The organism is Lentzea flava (genome assembly GCF_014648475.1).
GTDB classification, from domain to species: domain Bacteria; phylum Actinomycetota; class Actinomycetes; order Mycobacteriales; family Pseudonocardiaceae; genus Lentzea; species Lentzea flava.
On record NZ_BMRE01000031.1, the window covers coordinates 15,543 to 35,731 of the forward strand.

18 protein-coding genes are annotated in these 20,189 nt (G+C 69.3%); 10 read left to right on the top strand and 8 right to left on the bottom strand.

Translation table 11 applies throughout. From position 1 onward, the window contains the following. Positions 1–119: 119 nt before the first annotated feature. The 6 genes from IEZ09_RS28880 to IEZ09_RS28905 form a co-directional block, all read right to left on the bottom strand. Complete coding sequence (locus IEZ09_RS28880) at positions 120–845, bottom strand: DUF2382 domain-containing protein (protein ID WP_189256941.1); 726 nt, start codon at positions 843–845, stop codon at positions 120–122. A gap of 127 nt (positions 846–972) precedes the next feature. Continuing rightward, positions 973–2,652 (bottom strand): dihydroxy-acid dehydratase, encoded by a 1,680-nt coding sequence (ilvD, locus tag IEZ09_RS28885; protein ID WP_189256942.1) that lies wholly within the window; start codon positions 2,650–2,652, stop codon positions 973–975. A 20-nt stretch (positions 2,653–2,672) separates the two neighbouring features. Then, entirely contained in the window at positions 2,673–3,842 is a 1,170-nt protein-coding gene (locus IEZ09_RS28890) for an alginate lyase family protein (protein WP_189256943.1), read from the bottom strand. A gap of 52 nt (positions 3,843–3,894) precedes the next feature. Continuing rightward, a complete protein-coding gene (locus tag IEZ09_RS28895; RefSeq protein WP_189256944.1) occupies positions 3,895–4,491 on the bottom strand; it encodes a DUF7638 domain-containing protein in 597 nt (198 codons plus the stop codon). Between the two features lie 87 nt (positions 4,492–4,578). After that, positions 4,579–6,030, bottom strand: a complete 1,452-nt coding sequence (locus tag IEZ09_RS28900) for a DUF1996 domain-containing protein (RefSeq protein WP_189256945.1) — start codon at positions 6,028–6,030, stop codon at positions 4,579–4,581. Positions 6,031–6,115: 85 nt separating this feature from the next. Further along, on the bottom strand, positions 6,116–7,018 hold the full coding sequence (locus IEZ09_RS28905; protein WP_189256946.1) for a DUF4142 domain-containing protein: 903 nt from the start codon (positions 7,016–7,018) through the stop codon (positions 6,116–6,118). A 127-nt stretch (positions 7,019–7,145) separates the two neighbouring features. Here IEZ09_RS28905 and IEZ09_RS28910 point away from each other — a divergent pair, with 127 nt between their 5' ends. The 9 genes from IEZ09_RS28910 (at position 7,146) to IEZ09_RS28950 (ending at position 16,807) form a co-directional block, all read left to right on the top strand. Then, positions 7,146–7,904, top strand: coding sequence for an SGNH/GDSL hydrolase family protein (locus tag IEZ09_RS28910; RefSeq protein WP_189256947.1), 759 nt, complete (start codon positions 7,146–7,148; stop codon positions 7,902–7,904). 175 nt (positions 7,905–8,079) lie between these two features. Further along, a complete protein-coding gene (locus IEZ09_RS28915; protein ID WP_189256948.1) occupies positions 8,080–9,480 on the top strand; it encodes an ABC transporter substrate-binding protein in 1,401 nt (466 codons plus the stop codon). Further along, positions 9,477–11,294 carry a branched-chain amino acid ABC transporter permease gene (locus IEZ09_RS28920; RefSeq protein ID WP_189256949.1) on the top strand — a complete coding sequence of 606 codons (1,818 nt, stop codon included), beginning with the start codon at positions 9,477–9,479 and terminating at the stop codon, positions 11,292–11,294. The genes IEZ09_RS28915 and IEZ09_RS28920 overlap by 4 nt, the downstream gene beginning before the upstream one ends. Then, positions 11,291–11,983, top strand: a complete 693-nt coding sequence (locus IEZ09_RS28925; protein ID WP_189256950.1) for an ABC transporter ATP-binding protein — start codon at positions 11,291–11,293, stop codon at positions 11,981–11,983. The genes IEZ09_RS28920 and IEZ09_RS28925 overlap by 4 nt, the downstream gene beginning before the upstream one ends. Continuing rightward, the gene (locus IEZ09_RS28930) at positions 11,980–12,633 is read left to right on the top strand and encodes an ABC transporter ATP-binding protein (protein WP_189256951.1); all 654 of its coding nucleotides are present in this window, start codon (positions 11,980–11,982) and stop codon (positions 12,631–12,633) included. Before IEZ09_RS28925 ends, IEZ09_RS28930 begins: the two co-directional genes overlap by 4 nt. Next, the gene (locus IEZ09_RS28935) at positions 12,630–13,883 is read left to right on the top strand and encodes a choice-of-anchor P family protein (RefSeq protein WP_189256952.1); all 1,254 of its coding nucleotides are present in this window, start codon (positions 12,630–12,632) and stop codon (positions 13,881–13,883) included. Before IEZ09_RS28930 ends, IEZ09_RS28935 begins: the two co-directional genes overlap by 4 nt. Positions 13,884–13,887: 4 nt before the next feature. After that, complete coding sequence (locus IEZ09_RS28940; RefSeq protein ID WP_189256953.1) at positions 13,888–14,196, top strand: hypothetical protein; 309 nt, start codon at positions 13,888–13,890, stop codon at positions 14,194–14,196. 112 nt (positions 14,197–14,308) lie between these two features. Further along, positions 14,309–15,643, top strand: a complete 1,335-nt coding sequence (locus tag IEZ09_RS28945) for a cellulose binding domain-containing protein (RefSeq protein WP_189256954.1) — start codon at positions 14,309–14,311, stop codon at positions 15,641–15,643. A 129-nt stretch (positions 15,644–15,772) separates the two neighbouring features. Then, complete coding sequence (locus IEZ09_RS28950) at positions 15,773–16,807, top strand: MFS transporter (RefSeq protein ID WP_189256955.1); 1,035 nt, start codon at positions 15,773–15,775, stop codon at positions 16,805–16,807. Between the two features lie 27 nt (positions 16,808–16,834). On the opposite strand, the gene IEZ09_RS28955 is transcribed toward IEZ09_RS28950, so the two are convergent. Together IEZ09_RS28955 and IEZ09_RS28960 are read right to left on the bottom strand one after the other, a co-directional pair. Continuing rightward, positions 16,835–17,533 (bottom strand): LLM class flavin-dependent oxidoreductase, encoded by a 699-nt coding sequence (locus IEZ09_RS28955; protein WP_229813045.1) that lies wholly within the window; start codon positions 17,531–17,533, stop codon positions 16,835–16,837. Positions 17,534–17,538: 5 nt separating this feature from the next. Further along, positions 17,539–18,648 (bottom strand): MFS transporter, encoded by a 1,110-nt coding sequence (locus IEZ09_RS28960; protein ID WP_189256957.1) that lies wholly within the window; start codon positions 18,646–18,648, stop codon positions 17,539–17,541. A gap of 83 nt (positions 18,649–18,731) precedes the next feature. Here IEZ09_RS28960 and IEZ09_RS28965 point away from each other — a divergent pair, with 83 nt between their 5' ends. Next, entirely contained in the window at positions 18,732–20,174 is a 1,443-nt protein-coding gene (locus IEZ09_RS28965) for a carboxylesterase/lipase family protein (RefSeq protein WP_189256958.1), read from the top strand. Positions 20,175–20,189: the final 15 nt, after the last annotated feature.

Consider the following 20,189-nt stretch of genomic DNA (forward strand, 5'->3'; position numbering starts at 1 on the left):
TGGTTTCTGGTGGTGCGGCCGGACGGCCCGCATACCGGTGTTGTATGTGGGCCGTCCGGCCGTGCCGCCAGGGGCCGCCTCAGGCCCGGCTATCGCGAACATGGACTTCGATACAGGCCCTAGCGCCGTTCGTCGTCGCGTTCGACCTCGACGCGTTCCTTGCGGACCTCGCCCTTGACGTCCTTCTGCTCGGTGACCGCGTCCTTCTCCAGCCGGACTCGCTCCACGGCCTCCGTGCGCTTGCGCACCACCGGTTCCTCGCGGTGCAGCGTGACCTCGGCCTGGTCGTCGGCGAACGCCCGGCGCGCGTCACCCTTAGCGGGCTCGCGCACCACCCGGACCTCCTCGTGCGTCACCGGCACGGTGACGTTGCGCTGCTCGGTGACCGTGTGCTTGACGAGCCGCACCCGGCCGGCCTCGACGTCACGGGTGCCGACGTCGAGCTTCTCCTCCGAGAGCGTGACCTCGGCGGCCCGGTCACCCTTGCCGCGCCTGCCGTCGAGCCGGTCGTGCTCACCGGTCTTGGCCTGCGGAATCATCCCGTAGTGCCGGTAGAGCGCCTCCTGCTCCTCGTCCGACATGTGGTTGCCGGAGGTGTGCACGCTCGGCGCGTCCTTCACCTGCTCCTTGGCGACGGGAACGGTGATCGCGCCTCCCGCCACCTGTCCCTGCTGGATGGGGACGAAGCTCTCCTTCATGCCGAACAGTCCGGTGTGGACCTCGGCCCACATGGGCCTGCCGGTGCCGTCCTCGAGCCACACCTGTTTGACCGAGCCGATCTTCTCACCCTTGTTGTCGATCACGTCGCAGTCGTACAGAGCCTCAACGTGCGTCTGATCGATCATCGCGTTGGTCCCTCCGCGTTGGCTGTCGGTTTGCCCTCGCGAGGTACCCGCGGCCGCGGGGCCGGTCTCCTGGGCTCACCGACCAGGTGACCGCAGCCCCACGGCAATTCAGTCGAGTGAGTGACCCCTAGTCACACACCGCACCGCGCGACGCCGAGCCGACGAGCTTCGCGTACTTGGCGAGCACACCGCGTTCGTAGCGCGGGGGCAGCGGCGCCCAGCCCTCGCGACGGCTGTCGATGTCCGCGTCGACGTCGAGCGTGCCCGCGGCGACGTTCAGCGTGATCCGGTCGCCGTCGCGCACGAACGCGATGGGGCCGCCGTCGACCGCCTCCGGTGCCACGTGGCCGACGCACAACCCCGTGGTGCCGCCGGAGAAGCGGCCGTCGGTGAGCAGCAGGACGTCCTTGCCGAGGCCCGCGCCCTTGATCGCCGCGGTGATGGCGAGCATCTCGCGCATGCCCGGCCCGCCCTTGGGGCCCTCGTAGCGGATCACCACGACGTCACCCGCGGTGATCGTGCCGTCCTCCAGGGCGTCCATCGCGGCGCGTTCGCGGTCGAACACCCGCGCGGTGCCGGTGAAGACGTCCGAGTCGAAGCCCGCCGACTTCACCACGGCACCCTCCGGGGCGAGCGAGCCTTTCAGGATCGTGATGCCGCCGGTGCGGTGGATCGGCTTGTCCAGCGCGCGCAGGACGAGGCCGTCCGGGTCGGGAGGGGCGATGTCGGCGAGGTTCTCGGCGACGGTGCGGCCGGTGACGGTGAGGCAGTCGCCGTGCAGCAGGCCCGCGTCCAGCAGCGCCTTCATCACCACGGGCACGCCGCCGATGCGGTCGACGTCCGTCATCACGTGGCGCCCGAACGGCTTCACGTCCGCGAGGTGCGGCACGCGTGCGCCGATGCGGCTGAAGTCGTCCAGCGACAGCTCGACGCCGGCCTCGTGCGCGATCGCGAGCAGGTGCAGCACGGCGTTGGTGGAGCCGCCGAACGCCATGACGACGGCGATCGCGTTCTCGAACGCCTCGCGCGTCATGATCTGGCGGGCGGTGATGCCCTTGCGGAGCATCTCGACCACGGCCTGGCCGGACCTGCGGGCGAACCCGTCGCGGCGGCGGTCGGTGGCAGGGGGAGCGGCGCTGCCCGGCAGCGACATGCCCAGGGCCTCGGCCGCGCTGGCCATGGTGTTCGCGGTGTACATGCCGCCGCACGCGCCCTCGCCGGGGCAGATCGCGCGTTCGATCAGGTCGACGTCCTCGCGGCTCATGAGCCCGCGCGCGCAGGCCCCGACCGCCTCGAACGCGTCGATGATCGTGACTTCCTTCTCAGTGCCGTCGGTCAGCGTGACCCGGCCCGGCAGGATCGACCCGGCGTAGAGGAACACGCTCGCGAGGTCGAGCCGTGCCGCCGCCATCAGCATGCCGGGCAACGACTTGTCGCACCCGGCCAGCAGCACCGAGCCGTCGAGCCGCTCGGCCTGCATCACCGTCTCGACGCTGTCGGCGATCACCTCACGCGAGACCAGCGAGAAGTGCATGCCCTCGTGGCCCATCGAGATGCCGTCCGACACCGAGATCGTGCCGAACTCGAGCGGGTACCCGCCCGCCGCGTGCACCCCGTCCTTCGACGCCTTGGCGAGGCGGTCCAGCGACAGGTTGCACGGCGTGATCTCGTTCCACGACGAGGCGACACCGATCTGCGGCTTCTCCCAGTCCTCGTCACCCATGCCGACGGCCCGGAGCATCCCGCGCGCGGCGGTGCGCTCCAGGCCGTCGGTCACGTCCCGGCTGCGTGGCTTCACGTCTGTCATGCCACGCACGCTAGTCCCACCTAGGCGGGATTGGCCGCGTGAGTCAGGGTCTCCCAGGCGACGAACAGGTTGTTCGTCCCCTGTGGACGCTGCGCCTCGGTGTAGCGCTGGGTGTTCGACATCGCGATGCCCAGCCTGGTGTTCAGCGCGTTGAACGACACCTCCGACGTCGGGCCGAGGCTCTGGCTGTACGACCCGCCGCACAGCCACGACGGCACCGGCTCGCCGTTGGAGTACCTGGTGTGCAGGCCCCACGCGTGCCGCATGCGGTCCTTGATCTCGCCCCAGATGTCCTGGCCCTGGTGCCGCGCGGTCTCGGCGAGGTGCGCCGCCGCCGCGAGCCCGTAGCCGGTGTGCGTGAAGTCCCGGCAGGTCTCCTGGGTGAGGCCGTCGACGAACGTGGACTGGCCCTGCCAGTACGAGATGATCTCGGACCTGGTGTCGATCCCGCTGCCCGGCGGCGTCTTCGGCAGCTCGCCGTCGGTGGTGAGGTAGATGTAGGCGGGGATGCGGGTGCGGAAGATGCTGACCGCCTTGTCGTAGGCGGCGCGGTCCTCCAGGAAGACCGCGATGCCGATCGAGGCCTCCATCATGCTGAGTTCCCAGTTGCCGTTGGTGTTCGCGCGGCCGTTCTGGATCTCGGGCAGGTAGACGTTGCGCAGCATCGTGCCGAACCTCGCGCTGTTCGGCCAGTTCCCGTGGACGTGCTTGATGATCTCCGCCGCCTTGGGCCAGCTCGACGCCGACCACGCCGTCTGCAGCGGGGCGTTCGAGTTGGTGTGGTCGGTGATGGTGGCGGACCAGGCGTCCATGATCTGGATGGCCTTGGCCGCGTACCTGTTGTCGCGCGTCACGTACCAGGCCAGCGACAGGGTGTAGGCGGCGATGGCGTCTTCGCGCTCGTCGGTGCAGCCGTAGTTCGGGTTGGAGTAGGGGCCGCACTCCACCACGGACCGGGGCTTCGGTGTGCGGTTCAGGTCCGCGTACTTGGACGTCATCATGCGGTCGTAGGCGAGCTTCCACGGTTGCGCGCCGGCCAGGACCTTGGCGCGCATGAAGTCCAGCTGTGGCCGGGACACGACGACTCCCGGGTGGACGAACGTCACCGGTGCTGCCGAGGCAGGGCCGGTGACCGGTACTAGCAACGAGGCCAGCAGTGCGATCAGCACCGCGCAGGAACGGGTGACCATGCGGCCAGTGTCAGTGGTCTATACCTTTGCGGTCAATGTTTCCGGTACAGGTTCAGGCTGGTGAACAGCCGAAGTAGGCGAGAGCCTCGGCGTAGGCCTCGTCGGTGACGATCTCGTCGTCGTCCCACCAGGTGTAGGTGTTGCCCGGTCCGGCCGCGAGCACCCGCAACGGCCAGTCCTGGCGGTCCATGTCACCGAGCGCGTAGACCCTCATGTGCTCGGGGATGGCCGTGTACGCCGCGTGCAGCGCCGCCCGGTTCTCCTCGGTCTGGTCGGCGAGGAAGACGTCCACCGCCGCACGGCAGCGAGCCGTGGAGTCGGGCCTGCCGCTCAGCTGGTCGACGGTGTCGTGAACCTCGGCGAGCAGCGCGTCGGCCGTCACCCAGCGCTGCGGTTCGGCGAACGTCCAGTCGCCGAGGTGCAGTGCCGACGCCTCGGCGCCGTCCGGGACGACGGTCGCCACCTTCCCCGAGGCGAGCTTCTCGGCGAACTCGTCCAGGGTGCAGAGTCCCCAGCAGTCGACCATCCCGTCGGCGTAGATGAACAGGTCGGTGAGGAAGTGCCTGTCGCCGTTGCGGATGAAGACGTGTCGCCAGGTGCCCTCGACCCGCTCGCCGTCGGCTTCGCGCCAGGTGCGCCGTTTCGCCATCGCGCAAGGGTAATCGGCAAGCAGGACAACGAGAATCCCCCGGTGCGCGGGAGGTGCACCGGGGGATTCTCGCTCGTCAGAACCGGGTCACTCCTTGCACTTCTTGCCGGAGTTCACGCAGTTGACCAGGCGGTTCATGATCTGCTGCGACATCACGTTCGCGAAGTCGTCGTGGTCGGAGAACGGGTTGTGCTCTTCCTCGGGGAACGAGTCGACCGCGTAGCGGCCCGCCTTCTGGATCTCCTGGGGGATGTTGTAGGTCAGGGAGATCCGCAGCTGCGGAACGGCCTTGAAGCCCTTGGGGCACTTGCCGTTCCCGTCCGGGAAGACGATGTGCTCGCGGTGCTTCGCGGAGTCGATGTTCTTGCCGTCCCAGCAGCTCGGGAAGTCGTGGATGCGCTTGACCTTCGAGCCCTGCGGGCAGATCGGGTACTTGTTGATCAGCACCTTGTCCTCGAAGCCGGTGCAGGTCCACGAGTCCTTGGCGTTCTTCGTGCCGTTGGTCGAGACCTTCGCGTCGCCGTAGAGGATGCGGAGGAACTTGGGCATCGCGACGACCTTGCCGACCGGGCTGCCGCGGAAGGTGAGGTCGACGACCTCGGGGCGCTGGATCTCGCCCTCGTTGCCTTCGAGCTCGTTGTTCTCGTTCTCTTCCTTGTTGTTCTGGTTCTTCTTGTTCTCGGTGCCCTCTGCCTGGGCGTTGTCGCTGTTCTCGTCGCCGTTGTCGACGCCCGCGTTGTTCTGGTCCTTCACCTTGCAGGCGGCGAGCGGGTTCAGGTCGGGGGCCTGCTTGCCCTGGCGGCTGAACGCCAGCATCATCCGGTCGAGGATCGCGGCGCGCTTGTCCTTCACCGGGCCGACGACCGCGTTGTTGACGTCCTGGGCCTTGGTCTGCTCGAGCTTCTTCTCGGCCTCTTCGGTCACCTTGTCGATGTTCTGCAGCTCGCGGTCGATCTCGGCCTGGGCCTTGTCGGGAACGTCCTCCGGCAGCGCGGAGGCGACGTCGGGGCAGTCCAGGCGGGCCGCGGCCTTGTCTGCCTTGTCCTTGTCCTGCTGCGCCTTGTCGTCCTTCTTCTTCGGCTGCTCCTTGGCCTCTTCCTCCTCGCCGTCGTTGATGCGGACGACGGGCCAGAAGTACGCGGACTTGTCACCGTTCTTGCAGGTCGTGCCTGCCTTCTGCAGCGACTTGTTGTTGGAGTCCGCATTCGTGGACAGGTTGCCGACGTAGTCGTGCAGGTGCTGGGCACCGTTGCGGACGCCGGGCTGCGCGATGAAGTTGTCCGGGTTGAAGTGCCCGTTCTCGTTGCGGCCGCAGTCGACCGTGAACGTACCCGTGGTGGCGCCTTGTTGCTGTTTTGGTTTCTTGACGTTCGGCTTCACCTTCGTGATGTCGACGAACTGCGATTTGTCCGCCCCGTCGGCGAGCGCGGCGCCATCAGAAGAACTGATGGCCACCACCGCGGCACCGCCAGCGACCAGCGCCATCGCCGCTGCCGCGGCGGTCAGCCAGATCGTGGATTTCCTACGGTGAAAAGCCATTTGCCACCTCGTGTAGTCCGATAAAACGGCATGGTGAAGCTGACGGCGGTGAGCCGTGTTGTTCGGGTTGAACCTCGGTGTGCGATTAGTACGAACGTGATTTCCGTCGAGTCTTCTGCTTTGAGCGGGAGATCATTCGCATTCCCACCAGCGCGAGCGCGAGCACCGCAATGGCGCCGAAGAACACACCGTTGTTCTCGCCGAACACGCCCTGTTCGGCGGTCCGGGTGAACTTGGTGCCCTCCGGCACGGTCGGGATCACACCGTCGGTCGGGTTCGCGGACGCGTCCGCGTTGTCGTTGTTGTCCCCCGTCGGTTCCGGTGCCCCGGACGCCGCCGTCGGGGGAGCGAGCGGCTGTGGGGACTCCAGGCCGGCGAAGTCGACGCGACCGGTCTCCTCGAGCACCTTCATGTGGTCGAAGACGGTGATCATCGCCTGCGTGGAGAGAATGCGGATGAGTTCGTTCTTGGTACCCGCCCGGATCTGCGCGGCGTAGGCGTAGACCTTGCCGTGCGCCGCGCGGAGCCGGTTGGCGAAGACGGCGTCGAACTCGTCACCGTTCGCCGCGTCCATCTCGGCCAGCCAGCCCTTTTGCTCGTCGGTCGCCTCGGTGGGCAACGTGTGGCCGAGCAGGACTCCCGCCCGGTTCACGACGTTGTCCAGCAGCGTGTGCCCCTCGATGAGGTGCTTGCAGGCTTCCTGGATCTTCGGCTGGTCCGGCCGCTTGGCCTTGCCCTTGTCTCCCGCGGGTTTCTCCCACAGCCCGGCCTGCTTGACCCGGTTCATGAAGTCCCGGTCGGCGGGGCCGAGCGGACCCCACTGGGTCTGCACGACCTCGTCGCCCGTCCCGGCACTACCCGGCGGCGGGGTCGAGATGGGGGTCGAGGGGGTGGAGGGCTGGCCGATCGCGCTCCCGGTGTTGAGCAGCACGGCCAGCGCACAGCCGACCAGCGCGACGAGGAGTCGCGCCGGCGTTGCCAAGTCCATGGGGAGTCGCACGATCGGGACTACGGCCAGGAAAGGGAGTGCGCCTCAGTTCGAGACCCCGGCGTTATCGAACCGTTATCCAACCCCGCGCAACCTCGGCTCACGCGCGCGACCTAAAGTCCTGAGCATGAGCAAGCGTTTTGTGGCGTTGGGGGACTCGTTCACCGAAGGGGTCGGTGACGAGGACGCTGGTCGTCCCAACGGCGTGCGTGGCTGGGCCGATCGCGTCGCCGACGTCCTGGGTGCCGCCGACCCGGAGTTCACCTACGCCAACCTCGCGGTGCGCGGCCGGTTGCTGCCGCAGGTGCTCGACGAGCAGCTCGAGCGCGCCCTCGACATGAAGCCCGATCTCGTCTCGCTCTACGCGGGCGGGAACGACCTCATGCGGCCCAAGGTGAACATCGACGCGTTGATGCGCCGCTACCGCGCCGCCGTGGCACGCACGGTGACGCAAGGCGCGCGCGTCATCCTTTTCACGGGTGTCGACGGCGTCGACGACCCGGTGTTCCGCAAGATGCGCGGTCGCGTGGCTATCTACAACGAGCACGTGCGCGCGATCGCTGCCGAGCACTCGTGCGTGCTCGTCGACATGTGGTCGATGCGGCAGCTGCGTGACCGTCGGATGTGGTCCCCGGACCGCCTGCACCTGAACGAGCTGGGGCACAACGAGGTCGCCATCTCGGTGCTCGACGCTCTCGGTGTCCCGCACTCGCTGGAGCGGACGGTGCTCGGCGCCGCTCCGCTGATCGACAGGAAGGTCAGGCGGGCGGAGGACTGGAAGTGGGCGCGCGAGCACGTCGTGCCGTGGGTGATGAGGCGGCTGCGCGGTGAGTCGTCCGGCGACGTGATCCGGCCGCGCCGGCCGGAGCTGCTGCCGCCGTCGTGAGTAGAACGTGTTCCTCGGCGAAGCCTGAACAAACGACGTAACTGCGCTTTGGTGACGGTGTTCGACGGTTTCCTTTGCAGATAGAACGTGTTCTAAAAATTGTGTCGGCCACCTGGGTGAATTCGCTGGTAGCAGGCCCGGACTGGATTGATGCAGTGCCCTAGCGTTCGTCCGCATGCATCGCAGGGTTGCGCTGATCGCGTTCGTGGTCTGCGCGTTGGTCGCGGGGTGCGGGAGCAGGCTCACCGACGAGCAACGCGCGGCACTCGCCGTGCCGCTGGGCGGCGGAGCGGGCACCCAGCAGGACACGGCGCAGGGTGAGGACGGCGCGGTGTCCGGCACCGACGGCACCGCGGAGCAACCCGGTGCCACCAACCCGCAGCAACCCAACCGGCAGCCGAACCCGCCCGGCAGCATCGCGGGCGGCTGCCAGGGCACGGGCGGTGCCACGGACAAGGGCGTCACCGCCGGCGAGATCACCATCGCCAACATCTCCGACATCAGCGGCCCGGTGCCCGGCCTCTTCCAGGCGGCGCAGCAGGGGACGAAGGCGTTCGTCGAGTACTTCAACGCCACCCAGGGCGCGATCTGCGGCCGCAAGCTCAAGCTCGTGTCGTTCGACTCGCGCACCGACAGCGGCGGCGACCAGCAGGCCACCTCCCAGGCGTGCGAGCAGGCGTTCGCGCTGGTCGGTTCGATGTCGGGCTTCGACCAGGGCGGTGGACCGGCCGCCACCGCGTGCGGCATCCCCGACCTGCGCGCCTCCACGGTCACGGTGCAGCGGCAGCGCACCCCGGTGAGCTTCGGCGTCGCGTCCAACGTCGTGAACCTGGTGTCGTCGGCGTACCCGGACCTGATCAAGTCGACCTTCCCGAACGCCGCCGGCGCCGCGTCGTTCCTCTACCTCAACGTCGACGCGAGCTCGCAGAACGCGCGCAGCATGCAGAAGGCGGCCGAGCAGCGCGGCTTGAAGTTCGTGTACACGCAGGCGATCGACATCGCCGACGTCAACTACGCGCCGTACGTCGCGAAGCTCAAGGAGACGGGCGCGAAGATCGTGTACTGGATGGGGTCGGCCCAGTACGCCGTGCGGTTGCAGCAGGCCATGCGGCAGCAGGGCTACACGCCGGAAGCGTTCATCACGGACCCGAGCGCGTACGACGCGCAGTACGTGCGGCAGGGCGGGGCGGCGGTCGACGGCACCGTCGTCTACACCAACGGCGGGATGTTCGAGGAGAACAACCCGCAGGTGGCGCTGTACAAGCAGTGGCTGGCGCGGGTGGCGCCCGGTGCGGCTCCCTCCTACTTCGGGATGTTCGCGTGGGCGGCGGCGCGGTTGTTCGTCCAGCTCGCCGCGAAGATCGGGCCGCAGCTGACCCGCAAGGCGATGCTCGACCAGGTCCGCGGGGTGCACGACTTCACCGCGGAGGGCATGGTCGCGCCGCAGGACGTCGGAGGTAAGCGCACGTCGGCGTGCATGTCCCTGATCAGGTTGAAGGGCGGGACGTGGTCGCGGCTCGCGCCCGCGTCCGGGTACTCGTGCGGTTCGCTGATCGACACGGGGGTGGGTGGATGACCGCCCTCCTCGCCTACACCGTTTTCGGCCTGGTCACGGGAGGCGCGTACGCCGTCGTCGCCGGCGGGCTCGTGCTGACCTACAGCACCTCCAAGGTGTTCAACGTCGGCCACGGCGCGATCGGCATGGTCATGGCGTTCCTCTACTGGGAGCTCGCCGAGAACCGCGGCCTGCCGCAGTGGCTCGCCCTGCTGATCGTCGTCGGCGGGTGCGCGCCGCTGTTCGGGCTGCTGGTCGAACGGTTCGTGATGCGCAGGCTCGCGGGCGCTCCGGTCGGCATCACGCTCGTCGCGGGTGTCGGTGTGCTGGTCGGGCTGATCGGCGCGGCGCAGGCGATCTGGCCGCCGCAGGCCCGGCCGGTGCGGCCGTTCCTCGACCAGTACGGCATCCACATCGGACAGTCGTTCGTCAGCGGGCACGACCTGGTCACGCTGCTGTGCGCGGTGCTCGTCGCGGGAGGGCTGTACGTCCTGTTGAACCGGACGCGGACCGGCCTCGCGATGCGGGCGTGCGTCGACGCGCCGGAGCTGGCCGCGTTGTACGGCACACGGCCCGACCGGTTGTCCGCGTTGAGCTGGGCCATCGGGTCGGCCTTGGCGGCGTTGGGCGGCATTCTGCTGACGCCGGTGGTGCAGCTCGACTACGTGACGATGACGTTGCTCGTGATCACCGCGTACACCGCGGCGCTGGTCGGACGGCTGCGCAGTCTGCCGTGGACGTTCGTGGGCGCGCTCGGGCTCGGCCTGGTGCAGTCCTACGCGGTGGCGTACCTGCCGTCCTCGCCGTTCTGGATCGCGTTCCGCGCGGCGATCCCGGCGTTGCTGTTGTTCGTCGTGCTGCTCGCGATGCCCCAGTCACCGCTGCGGATCGGTGGCGTGCGGGGATCGCGCGGGGTGGCGGTTCCGAGCGGTCTGGCCACCGGCGTCGGCGCCGCGATCTTCCTGGGAGTGGTCCTCGCGCTGGCGTTGCTCGTGGACGGCGTGGTGGCCGGGCAGCTCGCGCTGGGACTGGTGTTCGGAATCGTCCTGCTGTCGATGGTGCTGCTCACCGGGTACGGCGGGGTGGTGTCGCTCGGGCAGTTCACGTTCGTCGGCGTGGGCGCGGTGACGGTGGCACGGCTGGGAAGCTCCTCACCGCTCGCGTTGCTGGCGGGTGCGGCGGTCGCGGCCGCGATCGGTGCGTTGATCGCGTTGACGGTGTTGCGGGTGAGCGGGCTGTACCTGGCGTTGGCCACGCTCGGGTTCGCACAGCTGATGGACAAGCTCGTGCTGCAGTCGCCCATCGCCTTCGGGGTGCGCGGCAGCCTGCAGGTGCCGAAGCTGGTCGATTCCCCTGCCGGGCAGTTGCTGCTGGCCGCGGGGGTGTTCGCGGTGGTCGGGGCCGGTGTGCTGGCGGTGCGCCGTGGCCGGCTCGGGCGGCGCATGATCGCGGTCAAGGACAGTTCGGCGGCGTGCGCGACGCTCGGCGTGAACGTGCGTTGGATCCGGGTCTGGGTGTTCTCGCTGTCGGCGGCGATCGCGGGACTGGCCGGCGGGCTCTTCGCGCAGCTGCGGGAAACCGTGGCGGCGAGCGACTTCCAGCTGTTCAACAACCTGCCGCTGCTGCTGTTCGCGGTGATCGCCGGGGTGACGTCGGTGTCCGGCGCGGCGCTCGGCGGGCTGCTGCTGATGCTGCTCCCGGTGCTGCAGAGCGGTTTCCCCGCGTTCGCGGGGGCGGCGGTCGTGCTGCTCGGCGTCGCGGCGGCCGGGCTCGCGCGTGATCCCAACGGCCTGGTCAGCTGGTTCTTCCGAGCGTGGTCCTGGCGGCGCGCATGAGCACGTTGCGGGTGGAGGGCGTGACGGTCCGCTTCGGCGAGGTGACCGCCGTCAACGACGTGACGCTGTCGGCCTCGCCCGGTGTCACCGGGCTGATCGGGCCCAACGGCGCGGGCAAGACGACGTTGTTCGACGTGATCAGCGGGCTGCGCAAGCCGTCCGCCGGCCGCGTGCTCCTGGACGACGCCGACATCACGGCGAAGGGGCCGCACCAGAGGTCGAGGCTGGGTGTCGCGCGGACGTTCCAGCGGCTCGAGGTGTTCGGCTCGCTGACCGTGTGGGAGAACGTGGTGGTGGCGCTGGAAAGCCGTCGCCGGTCGTCCCGGCTGGCTTCCGAACTGCTGGACCGCGTCGGGATCGCGGAGTTCGCCGCGAACCAGGCCGACACCGTGCCGACGGGCGCCGCGCGGTTGCTGGAGCTGGCCCGCGCGCTGGCGACGGACCCTCAGCTGCTGCTGCTCGACGAGCCGTCGTCCGGACTCGACCGCGCCGAGACCGACGCGTTCGGCGAGCTGCTGCAACAGCTGAGTGCCGAAGGTCGTGCGGTCGTGCTGGTCGAGCACGACATGGACCTCGTCATGAACTACTGCGACCACGTGCACGTGCTGAACCTGGGGCGGCTCCTGACGTCCGGCACTCCCGCCGAGATCCGCTCGCACGAAGGCGTTCGGGAGGCGTACCTCGGATGATCGACCTGATGGACGTCCACGCCGGGTACGGCAGGATCGAGGTCCTGCGCGGGGTCACGCTGAACGTGCCGCGCGGCACCGTCACGGCGTTGCTCGGCCCGAACGGCGCGGGCAAGTCGACGCTGGTCAAAGTCCTCAGTGGACAGTTGCGCGCCTCCAGCGGGCACGTCCACCTGGGCGGGGTGCACGTCAACGACGCCGCTGCGGACGAGCTGGCCCGCGCGGGCCTGTGCACGATCCCGGAAGGCCGCGCGATCTTCCCGAACCTCACGGTCGCGGAGAACCTGAGACTGATGCGCGGCGACCCCGAGGTGGTCTACGAGCGGTTTCCGAAGCTGCGGGTGCGGCACAGGCAGCTCGCGGGCTCGATGTCCGGCGGTGAGCAGCAGATGCTCGCGTTCTCCCGCGCGTTGATCACCGACCCCGCGGTGCTGGTGATCGACGAGCTCTCCATGGGGCTCGCGCCGGTGATCGTCGCCGAGCTGTACGAGGTCGTGAAGGAACTGGCCGCGACCGGGGTCACGATGCTGATCGTCGAGCAGTTCGCGGAGACCGCGTCCGCCGTGGCCGACCAGGTCGTCGTGATGGCGCACGGCGAGATCGCCGCGGACGACGACCTCGCATCCGTCTACTTCGGAGGGACATCGTGAGGTACGCGCTCGTGGTGCTGCTGATCCTGCTGTCCCCGGCACCGGCCAGGGCAGCCGACATCGGCGGGTTCACGCTGTCGGCCCGCGCGGCGCCCGTGTCCGTCCTGCTGCACACCGACCTGATCCCGGTGCCCGCGGAACCGCAGGGCGAGGTGCACCTCTCGTACACCCAGACCGAACTCGGGTCCGGCCCGATCGGCAGGTCGCTCGCGAGCTCGCTGTGGCCGGGCGCGGCCGTCGGCACCGGCCTGCCGCAGCTGCTCGGCTTCGCGTATCCGGTGCAGGCCAACGCGTCGCATCCGGGCGGCCCCGCCGACGAGTCGAAGTCCGGCATGCGGGCGTCGGCGGGAGCCTCGAAGGCCGAGTCCTCGGCGGGCGCCAAGCAGGAGGTGCCGTTCCTGCTCACCGCGGACGGTCTCTCCTCGAACAGCGCGAGCTCAGTGTCGGGCACCGAAGCGCGCTCCACCGCCGTGACGTCCGCGCAAACGCTGTCGTTGCTCGCCGGCATGGTCGTGCTGTCGGGTGTCCGCTTCGAGTCGGTCGCCGTCAGCGACGGCAGCAAGGGCAGCGGCACCAGCACGTTCTCGGTCGCCGAGTTCACGGTGCTGGGCCAGAAGTTCCCGGTGAAATCGCCGGCGGCACCACCGGACGGCCTGCTGAAGGCGTTGGAACCACTGGGGATCACGCTGACGTGGCCCACGTCGTCGACGAAGCTCGAAGGCACGGCCGCCACCTCCAGGAGCACCGGGCTGACCCTGACCGTCGACGTGCTGGCGTTGCGCACCAAGCTCGGCCTCGGCGGAATCCTGGACGGCGTCGTGGCGCCGTTGCTGCCCAAGGAACTCGTGCCGCTGCTGAACCCGCTGCGCAAGATGGTGGTGATCGTCGGCGACACCGAGGCGGTCGCCAACGCGTCCGCCGCCGCGCCGTTGACGCCGCCTGATGCTCCCGCGCCGCAAGCACCTCTCGCGCCGCCGCCCGCCGCGGGCGCGGGGCAGTCCCCGCTGCCCGGCTCGCCGCCGGTGGCCGGGGTCGTGCCGCCCAAGACCGTGACACCGGTGGCGTCCGCCCGCGCGAAACCCCGCTCGTTGCTGGACTTCCCCGGCGTGCCGGCACTGCTGGTGCTCGCCGGGCTCGGGGTCGCCGCGGCCGGAGCGTTCGGCATGAAGTCGTTCGGGGCCTTCCTGCTCGGTGGCGCCCCTTGTCCCTCAGGACACCCGACCGGTGTCCCCGACCTGCGCAACGGGTGAAGCCATGACCATGCAGGACCGGCGCCGCGCCCGGATGCGCAGCGGGCTCGGGTTCATCGGCACGATGCTGATGACGGCGGGGATCGCGGCGATCCTCTTCGCGTGGTGGGGTGTCGCGCACACCGGGTACGTGTGGGAGCAGATCCCGTACGTGGTCTCGGGCGGGATTCTCGGGGTCGGGCTGATCGGGGTCGGCGGGTTCCTGTACTTCGGGTCTTGGCTGGTGAAGCTGCTGGAGGAGCAGCGGCAGACCACGTACGCGTTGCTTCAGCTGCTGGAGGAACGCGACGCGGAGCGGGTGAATCTGGGCTAGCGGAAAGAGGGAACGCTCCCACAACCCGTGGTCTGTTCACGCTCTTGAACGTGTGGTCCAGACCAGTTAGCGTGCTCGCCATCACGTTCCCCCTGCACGTGAATGGAGCACCATGAAGAGGTTCCGCTGGCAAATCCTCACCCTCGGTCTGGCGATCGCGACCGTGGTCGGAGGCGTTGTCGCCGCTCCAGCGAGCGGCGCGACGGGCGTGACGGCGACGTTCACCAAGACGTCGGAGTGGAGCAGCGGCTACGAGGCCAAGTACACGATCTCCAACGGCGGCTCGTCCGCGCTCACCTCGTGGACGGTCGAGTTCACCCTCCCGAGCGGACAGTCGATCGGGTCGCTCTGGGACGGCAGCCACACCGCGAGCGGGCAGAACATCACGGTCCGCAGCACCTGGAACGGCAACGTGCCGGTGGGCGGCTCGGCCAGCTTCGGCTTCACCGTGAGCGGTTCCGGTGGCAGCCCCTCCAACTGCAAGGTCAACGGCGGATCGTGCGACGGCACCGGGCAGCCCCCGACGACCACGACCACCACGACGACGACCACCACCTCGAACCCGCCGGTGCCCGGCACCGGACGCGGCGCGCCCTACCTGTACCTGGGCTGGGGCAACCCGCAGAGCGCCACGCAGGTCATGAGCTCGACCGGCGTCAAGTGGTTCACCCTCGCGTTCGTGCTGTCCGGCGGTGGGTGCACGCCGTCGTGGGACAGCCAGCGTCCGCTCACCGGTGGCGTCGACCAGCAGACGATCAACTCGATCCGCGCGGCCGGCGGTGACATCGTGCCGTCGTTCGGCGGCTGGAGCGGCAACAAGCTCGGGCCGAACTGCTCGACGCCGGAAGCGCTGGCCGGGGCGTACCAGCAGGTGATCAACGCCTACGGGCTCAAGGCGATCGACATCGACATCGAGAACTCCGACGAGTTCGAGAACACGACGGTCCAGGACCGGATCATCACCGCGTTGAAGATCGTCAAGCAGAACAACCCCGGCATCCAGACGATCGTCACGTTCGGCACCGGCACCACCGGCCCGAACTTCTACGGTGCCCGGCTGATCGACCAGTCGAAGGCGCTGGGCGCGAACATCGACATCTTCACGATCATGCCGTTCGACTTCGGCAGCTCCAACATCCGCACCGACACCATCGGCGCGGCCACGGGGCTGAAGAACAAGCTGAAGTCGACCTTCGGCTGGAGTGACGCCGAGGCGTTCAAGCACGTCGGCATCTCCGGCATGAACGGTCTGTCCGACCAGCGCGAGCTCACCACCGTGGACGACTGGACCGCGATCCGCGACTGGGCGAAGTCCAACGGCCTGGGGCGGCTCGCCTTCTGGTCGGTGAACCGCGACCGCGGCGGCTGCGACGGACAGGTCGCGGCCAACTGCTCGGGCATCCAGCAGGCCGATCTCGCGTTCACCCGCGTCACCGCCGGTTTCTGATCGACCACGAGCCGTCAGCGCCATTTATCGGTGGCGCTGACGGCTTAGCCTTGTGCCATGCGTCGACGACATTGATCTTCAACTGATCTTTCCCGGACCGCTACGGCGTGGGCGTGGTGCACGCACCTCGTGCCGATCTACGCGCTGTACGCGTTGCTCTTCGCCGACAGCGGGCTGTCGGACGCGTCGATCTCCGTGCTGCTCGCGATCTGGTCGGCCACGGCCGTCGTGTTCGAGGTGCCGTCCGGCGCGATCGCCGACCGGTTCTCGCGGCGGAGCTCGCTGGTCGCTTCCGGTGTGCTGCAGGCGTTCGCGTATGCCGCCTGGGTGCTCTTCCCGTCGTTCTGGGGCTTCGCGATCGGCTTCGTGCTGTGGGGTCTTGGCGGAACGCTCACCTCGGGTGCGTTCGAAGCCCTGCTCTACGACGGGTTGGCGGCCAACGGCGACGAAGCGGAGTACGGGCGGCTCAACGCCCGTGTCGACACCATCGAGCTGGTCTCGCAGGTTCCGGTGGCCGTGGTGGCCACGGTGCTGTTCTCGTTCGGCGGCTACCAGCTGGCCGGCTGGATCTCCGTCGCGATGTGCCTGCTGTCGTCGGTGATCGCGTTGCGGTTCCCGGAACCTCCGCGCGAATCCGCGGAGCACCAGAGCTACTTCGCGACCCTGCGGACGGGTCTGCGCGAGGCGGTGCCGATCAAACGCGCTGTGATCGCGGTGGCGCTGGTGTACGCGATCGACGCGTTCGAGGAGTACTTCACACTGCTGGCCAAGGACTGGGCCGTGCCGACGGTGTGGGTGCCGCTCGCGACGATCGGGGTGCCGTTGCTGGGGGCGGCCGGTGCGTCGCTCGGCGGGCGGTTGCCGTTCCGCGGCTGGGTGCTGTTCGCCTCGGGTGCCGTGCTGATCCTCGCCGCCGCGCTGGCGGTGCCGGTGGCGATCGTTCTGCTGGGACTGTTCTACGGGCTGTACCGGTTCGTGCTGGTGCAGATCGAGACGGAGCTGCAGCACCGGATCGAGTCCGAGGCCCGTGCCACGGTGACCTCGGTCGCCGCGATCGGCTCGGAGTTCGTGGCGTTCGCGCTCTACGGACTGTGGGTGCTCGGGTCCGCGTTCGCGGTCGGTGCGCTGATCCTGGTGGTGGCGTTCGTGGTCCGGCGTCAGTGAGCAGGTAGTGGACGTTGCGGGCCAGCCTCACGTTCCGTGCACTGTGGAGTCTCGCGAAGAGCGGCGGTCGGGCAAGGCTGAACACACGTCCGACAGCAGCTTTTCGACGTCCGCGGGGCTGCCGGCTTTCACGAGCAGGCGGTCGGGATCGAGCGCGAGCCCGTCGTCGAGACTGGTCGCGAGCACGCCGAGCCTCGGGTTCTCCGCCTGGTCGCGGTACCTGGCGACGTGGTCGGTCCGGTCGGCGAACACGAACAGGCCGTCGTCGTGTTCCGCCGCGAGATCGGCGATCTCGGGGGAGTGGCTGCAGGCGTGCCAGAGGTAGGGCCTGGTGGGCCACAACGCTCTGAGGGTCGCGTAGTTCTCGATGGTCAGCGGCAGGCCGTACTCGATCTCCTTGCCGAACCAGCCGAACACTCTCGCCGTGGTGCCGCGCCCGAGCACCAGATCGGTCCTGCCGGGGGCGAGCAGGTCGAGCGTCGCGTACTCGGCGGCGATCCGGCGCGGGTCGTTCGTGGTGATCAGCGTGGTGGCGGTGGACAGCCACAGGTGGGTCGTCCTCGCGGCGATGTGGGCCAGCAGCGTGGCGGGGGAGGACGAGTTGTAGGGCGGGTTGTGGTGCTCGCCGACCGCGAAGACGTCGAAGCCCGCGTGCTCGGCCGCCACCGCCAGGTCGACGATCTCCAGCGGTTCCAGGTCTCCCGCGGTGAACACGCCGATCTGCACGACGGTCAGTGTGCTCGTCTGAGCGCGAGCGTCCAGAGGCACCCCGCCGCGGCCAGCGCGCCGCCGGTGACGAGAGCGGCCGGGATGCTCGCGTTCGCGACCAGGCCGAGCAGGATCGGGCCGCCGCCGAGGCCGATGTCGATGAACGCGCTGGCGGTGCCGGACGCCGCGCCCCGCTGGTGTGGTGCGGCGGTGGCGAAGACGGCGGCGAAGAACGCCGGGGTGCTGAACGTGACGCCGATGCCCAGCACGACGCTGCCCGCGACGAGGGTGTGCGGCAGGGCGGTGAGGATCATGCCGAGCGCGATGACCGCCAGGGCGGCCGCGCCGAGGGTGAGCGGTGGCAGGCGGTCCGGGATCTTGGCGAACACCACCCTCGACACGACGACCGTGGCGCCGTAGAGGAACAGCGGCAGGCTGGTGTTCTCGAACCCCTCGTCCTGGGCTCTGAGTGCCGCGAACGCGAGAAAGCCGCCGATCGCCGCCAGCGACGTGCACAGCGCGATGCTCGGCGGAACGGCCGGGCGGTGGATCAGCTTGGTGTTCGTGGTGGTGGGTGTGCCGGTTTCGCCGATGAACACCGAGGCGACGGCGGCTGCCACGCAGAGGGCCCCGGCGGTGAGCCAGGCGGTGGGGAACGACCGCTGCGCGAGGACTTCGCCGAGCGGCGGGCCCGCGGCCAGGCCCAGGTAGAGGCCGAGCGAGTTGAGGCTGAGGGCCTCGCCGAGGCGGTCGGGCGGTGCGATGTCGACGAGGGCGGCGAACCCGGCCACGAAGAACGCGGCCTCGGCGACACCCAGCAGGAGTCTGAGCGCGATGATCATCGGGAGGCCGGTCGCCAGTGCGGTGAGGGCGAGGCTGAGTGCGGCCAGCGCGGCGCCGCCCACCAGGAGCGGTCTTCGTCCGATGCGGTCGGCCAGGCGACCCGCGAACGGGCGGAGCAGCAGCGCGGAGACGGCGAAGGCGCCGAACGCGAGGCCCGCCGCGGCTTCGGACTCGTGCAGCGGGCCCGTGACGTACAGGGGCAGTGCGTAGACCGCGATGCCGATCGCGGTGAAGTAGCCCAGGTCAGCGGCGGTGAGCAGGGCGAAGCGCGGGGTCAGCAGGCGCGCCATCGCACCAGGGTGCGCCCGGACCGCCGGTCTCGCCAGGCGACTGTCCAAAAGGGGTTGCGCCCGTCGTTAGGTTGATCGGCGACATGCGTTCACCCTCGACAATTCTGATCGCGGCCGTTCTCGTCGCCGCAAATGCTGTTCCCGCCCAGGCCGCGGGAACCACCGTCCGCACCGACACCGGATTCGTGTCGGGAACCGTCATCCACGCCCAGCGCAGCTTCCAGGGCATCCCGTTCGCCGCGCCGCCGGCCGGGCAGAACCGCTGGCGCGACCCGCAGCCCGTGCAGCCCTGGCAGGGCGTTCGCGACGCGACACGGCCAGGGCCCCGCTGCGCGCAGGACGCCGGGCTCGGCAGTCCGGCGAGCGACGCCGAGGACTGCCTGTACCTCAACGTCACCACACCGGCGGGTGCCGTCAACCGACCGGTCATGGTCTGGCTCCACGGCGGCAGCTTCACCAGCGGCGCCGGGTCGGACTACGGCGTGGACCAGTTGGTGCGCAACGGTTCTGTCGTCGTCACCGTCAACTACCGGCTCGGCGCGTTCGGGTACTTCGGGTTCCCCGGGCTGCCGGGCTCCGGCGCGTTCGGGCTGAAGGACCAGCAGCAGGCGCTGGAGTGGGTGCGGCGCAACATCAGGCAGTTCGGCGGCAACCCGCACAACGTCACGTTGTTCGGCGCGTCCGCGGGCGGCCTGTCGACGTGCGCGCAGCTGACCTCGCCGCGCACCAGGAACCTCTTCCACCGCGCGATCATCCAAAGTGGACCGTGCCAGCTCGGTCTGCCCGCGGGGGAGAACCAGGTCCAGCACGTCTGGGCGAGCCGCGCCGACGTCGAGCAGGCCGGGGCGAAGGCGCCGCACGGGTGCGCCGACGTGCAGTGTCTGCGGCAGCTGAGCGTGCAGCAGGTCAAGGCGTTGACACCGCTGTTCTCCTCTCCCGCCTACGGCACGGAGGCGTTGCCGGAGAACCCGATCATGGCGCTCAGGGAAGGCCGCTTCCACCACGTCCCGGTGCTCGCCGGCACCACGCGTGACGAGCTGACGGTGTTCGTGGCGATGTTCTACCCACCGCTCGACGCAGCAGGGTACGAGCAAGCTCTCACGCAGAGCTTCGGGGCCGCCAAGGCGAAGCAGATCCTCGGCGTCTACCCGCCGAAGGGCGGCGACGAGAGGAAACAGCTCTCGAACGTCCTCACCGCGATGACGTCGACGTGCACGACCGACGAGCTCAGGACCCTGACCGGGGCGTTCGGCTACGAGTTCGCCGAGCCCGAACCGCCGATGATCTTTCCGGGCATGCCGGAGTTCGACTACGGCGCGTACCACGGGTCGGAGCTGCCGTTCGTGCTGCGATACGGCGACGTCACGCTCAACGACGCGCAGCGGACGCTGTCGGACGAGATGGTGCGGGCGTGGACCCGGTTCGCGCAGACCGGACATCCCGGCTGGGCACGGCGCGACGTCCGGCTGTTCGCGAGCGAGCCGGTCGCACCGGCGGACCACCGGTGCGACCTCTGGGGCTCCTAGGTAATTTGGAGCTCC

Bases quoted from the DNA above. Each gene is read 5' to 3' on its own strand.
- IEZ09_RS28880 (WP_189256941.1), bottom strand. From the start codon at position 845: ATGATCGATCAGACGCACGTTGAGGCTCTGTACGACTGCGACGTGATC.
- ilvD (WP_189256942.1), bottom strand. From the start codon at position 2,652: ATGACAGACGTGAAGCCACGCAGCCGGGACGTGACCGACGGCCTGGAG.
- IEZ09_RS28890 (WP_189256943.1), bottom strand. From the start codon at position 3,842: ATGGTCACCCGTTCCTGCGCGGTGCTGATCGCACTGCTGGCCTCGTTG.
- IEZ09_RS28895 (WP_189256944.1), bottom strand. From the start codon at position 4,491: ATGGCGAAACGGCGCACCTGGCGCGAAGCCGACGGCGAGCGGGTCGAG.
- IEZ09_RS28900 (WP_189256945.1), bottom strand. From the start codon at position 6,030: ATGGCTTTTCACCGTAGGAAATCCACGATCTGGCTGACCGCCGCGGCA.
- IEZ09_RS28905 (WP_189256946.1), bottom strand. From the start codon at position 7,018: ATGGACTTGGCAACGCCGGCGCGACTCCTCGTCGCGCTGGTCGGCTGT.
- IEZ09_RS28910 (WP_189256947.1), top strand. From the start codon at position 7,146: ATGAGCAAGCGTTTTGTGGCGTTGGGGGACTCGTTCACCGAAGGGGTC.
- IEZ09_RS28915 (WP_189256948.1), top strand. From the start codon at position 8,080: ATGCATCGCAGGGTTGCGCTGATCGCGTTCGTGGTCTGCGCGTTGGTC.
- IEZ09_RS28920 (WP_189256949.1), top strand. From the start codon at position 9,477: ATGACCGCCCTCCTCGCCTACACCGTTTTCGGCCTGGTCACGGGAGGC.
- IEZ09_RS28925 (WP_189256950.1), top strand. From the start codon at position 11,291: ATGAGCACGTTGCGGGTGGAGGGCGTGACGGTCCGCTTCGGCGAGGTG.
- IEZ09_RS28930 (WP_189256951.1), top strand. From the start codon at position 11,980: ATGATCGACCTGATGGACGTCCACGCCGGGTACGGCAGGATCGAGGTC.
- IEZ09_RS28940 (WP_189256953.1), top strand. From the start codon at position 13,888: ATGACCATGCAGGACCGGCGCCGCGCCCGGATGCGCAGCGGGCTCGGG.
- IEZ09_RS28945 (WP_189256954.1), top strand. From the start codon at position 14,309: ATGAAGAGGTTCCGCTGGCAAATCCTCACCCTCGGTCTGGCGATCGCG.
- IEZ09_RS28960 (WP_189256957.1), bottom strand. From the start codon at position 18,648: ATGGCGCGCCTGCTGACCCCGCGCTTCGCCCTGCTCACCGCCGCTGAC.
- IEZ09_RS28965 (WP_189256958.1), top strand. From the start codon at position 18,732: ATGCGTTCACCCTCGACAATTCTGATCGCGGCCGTTCTCGTCGCCGCA.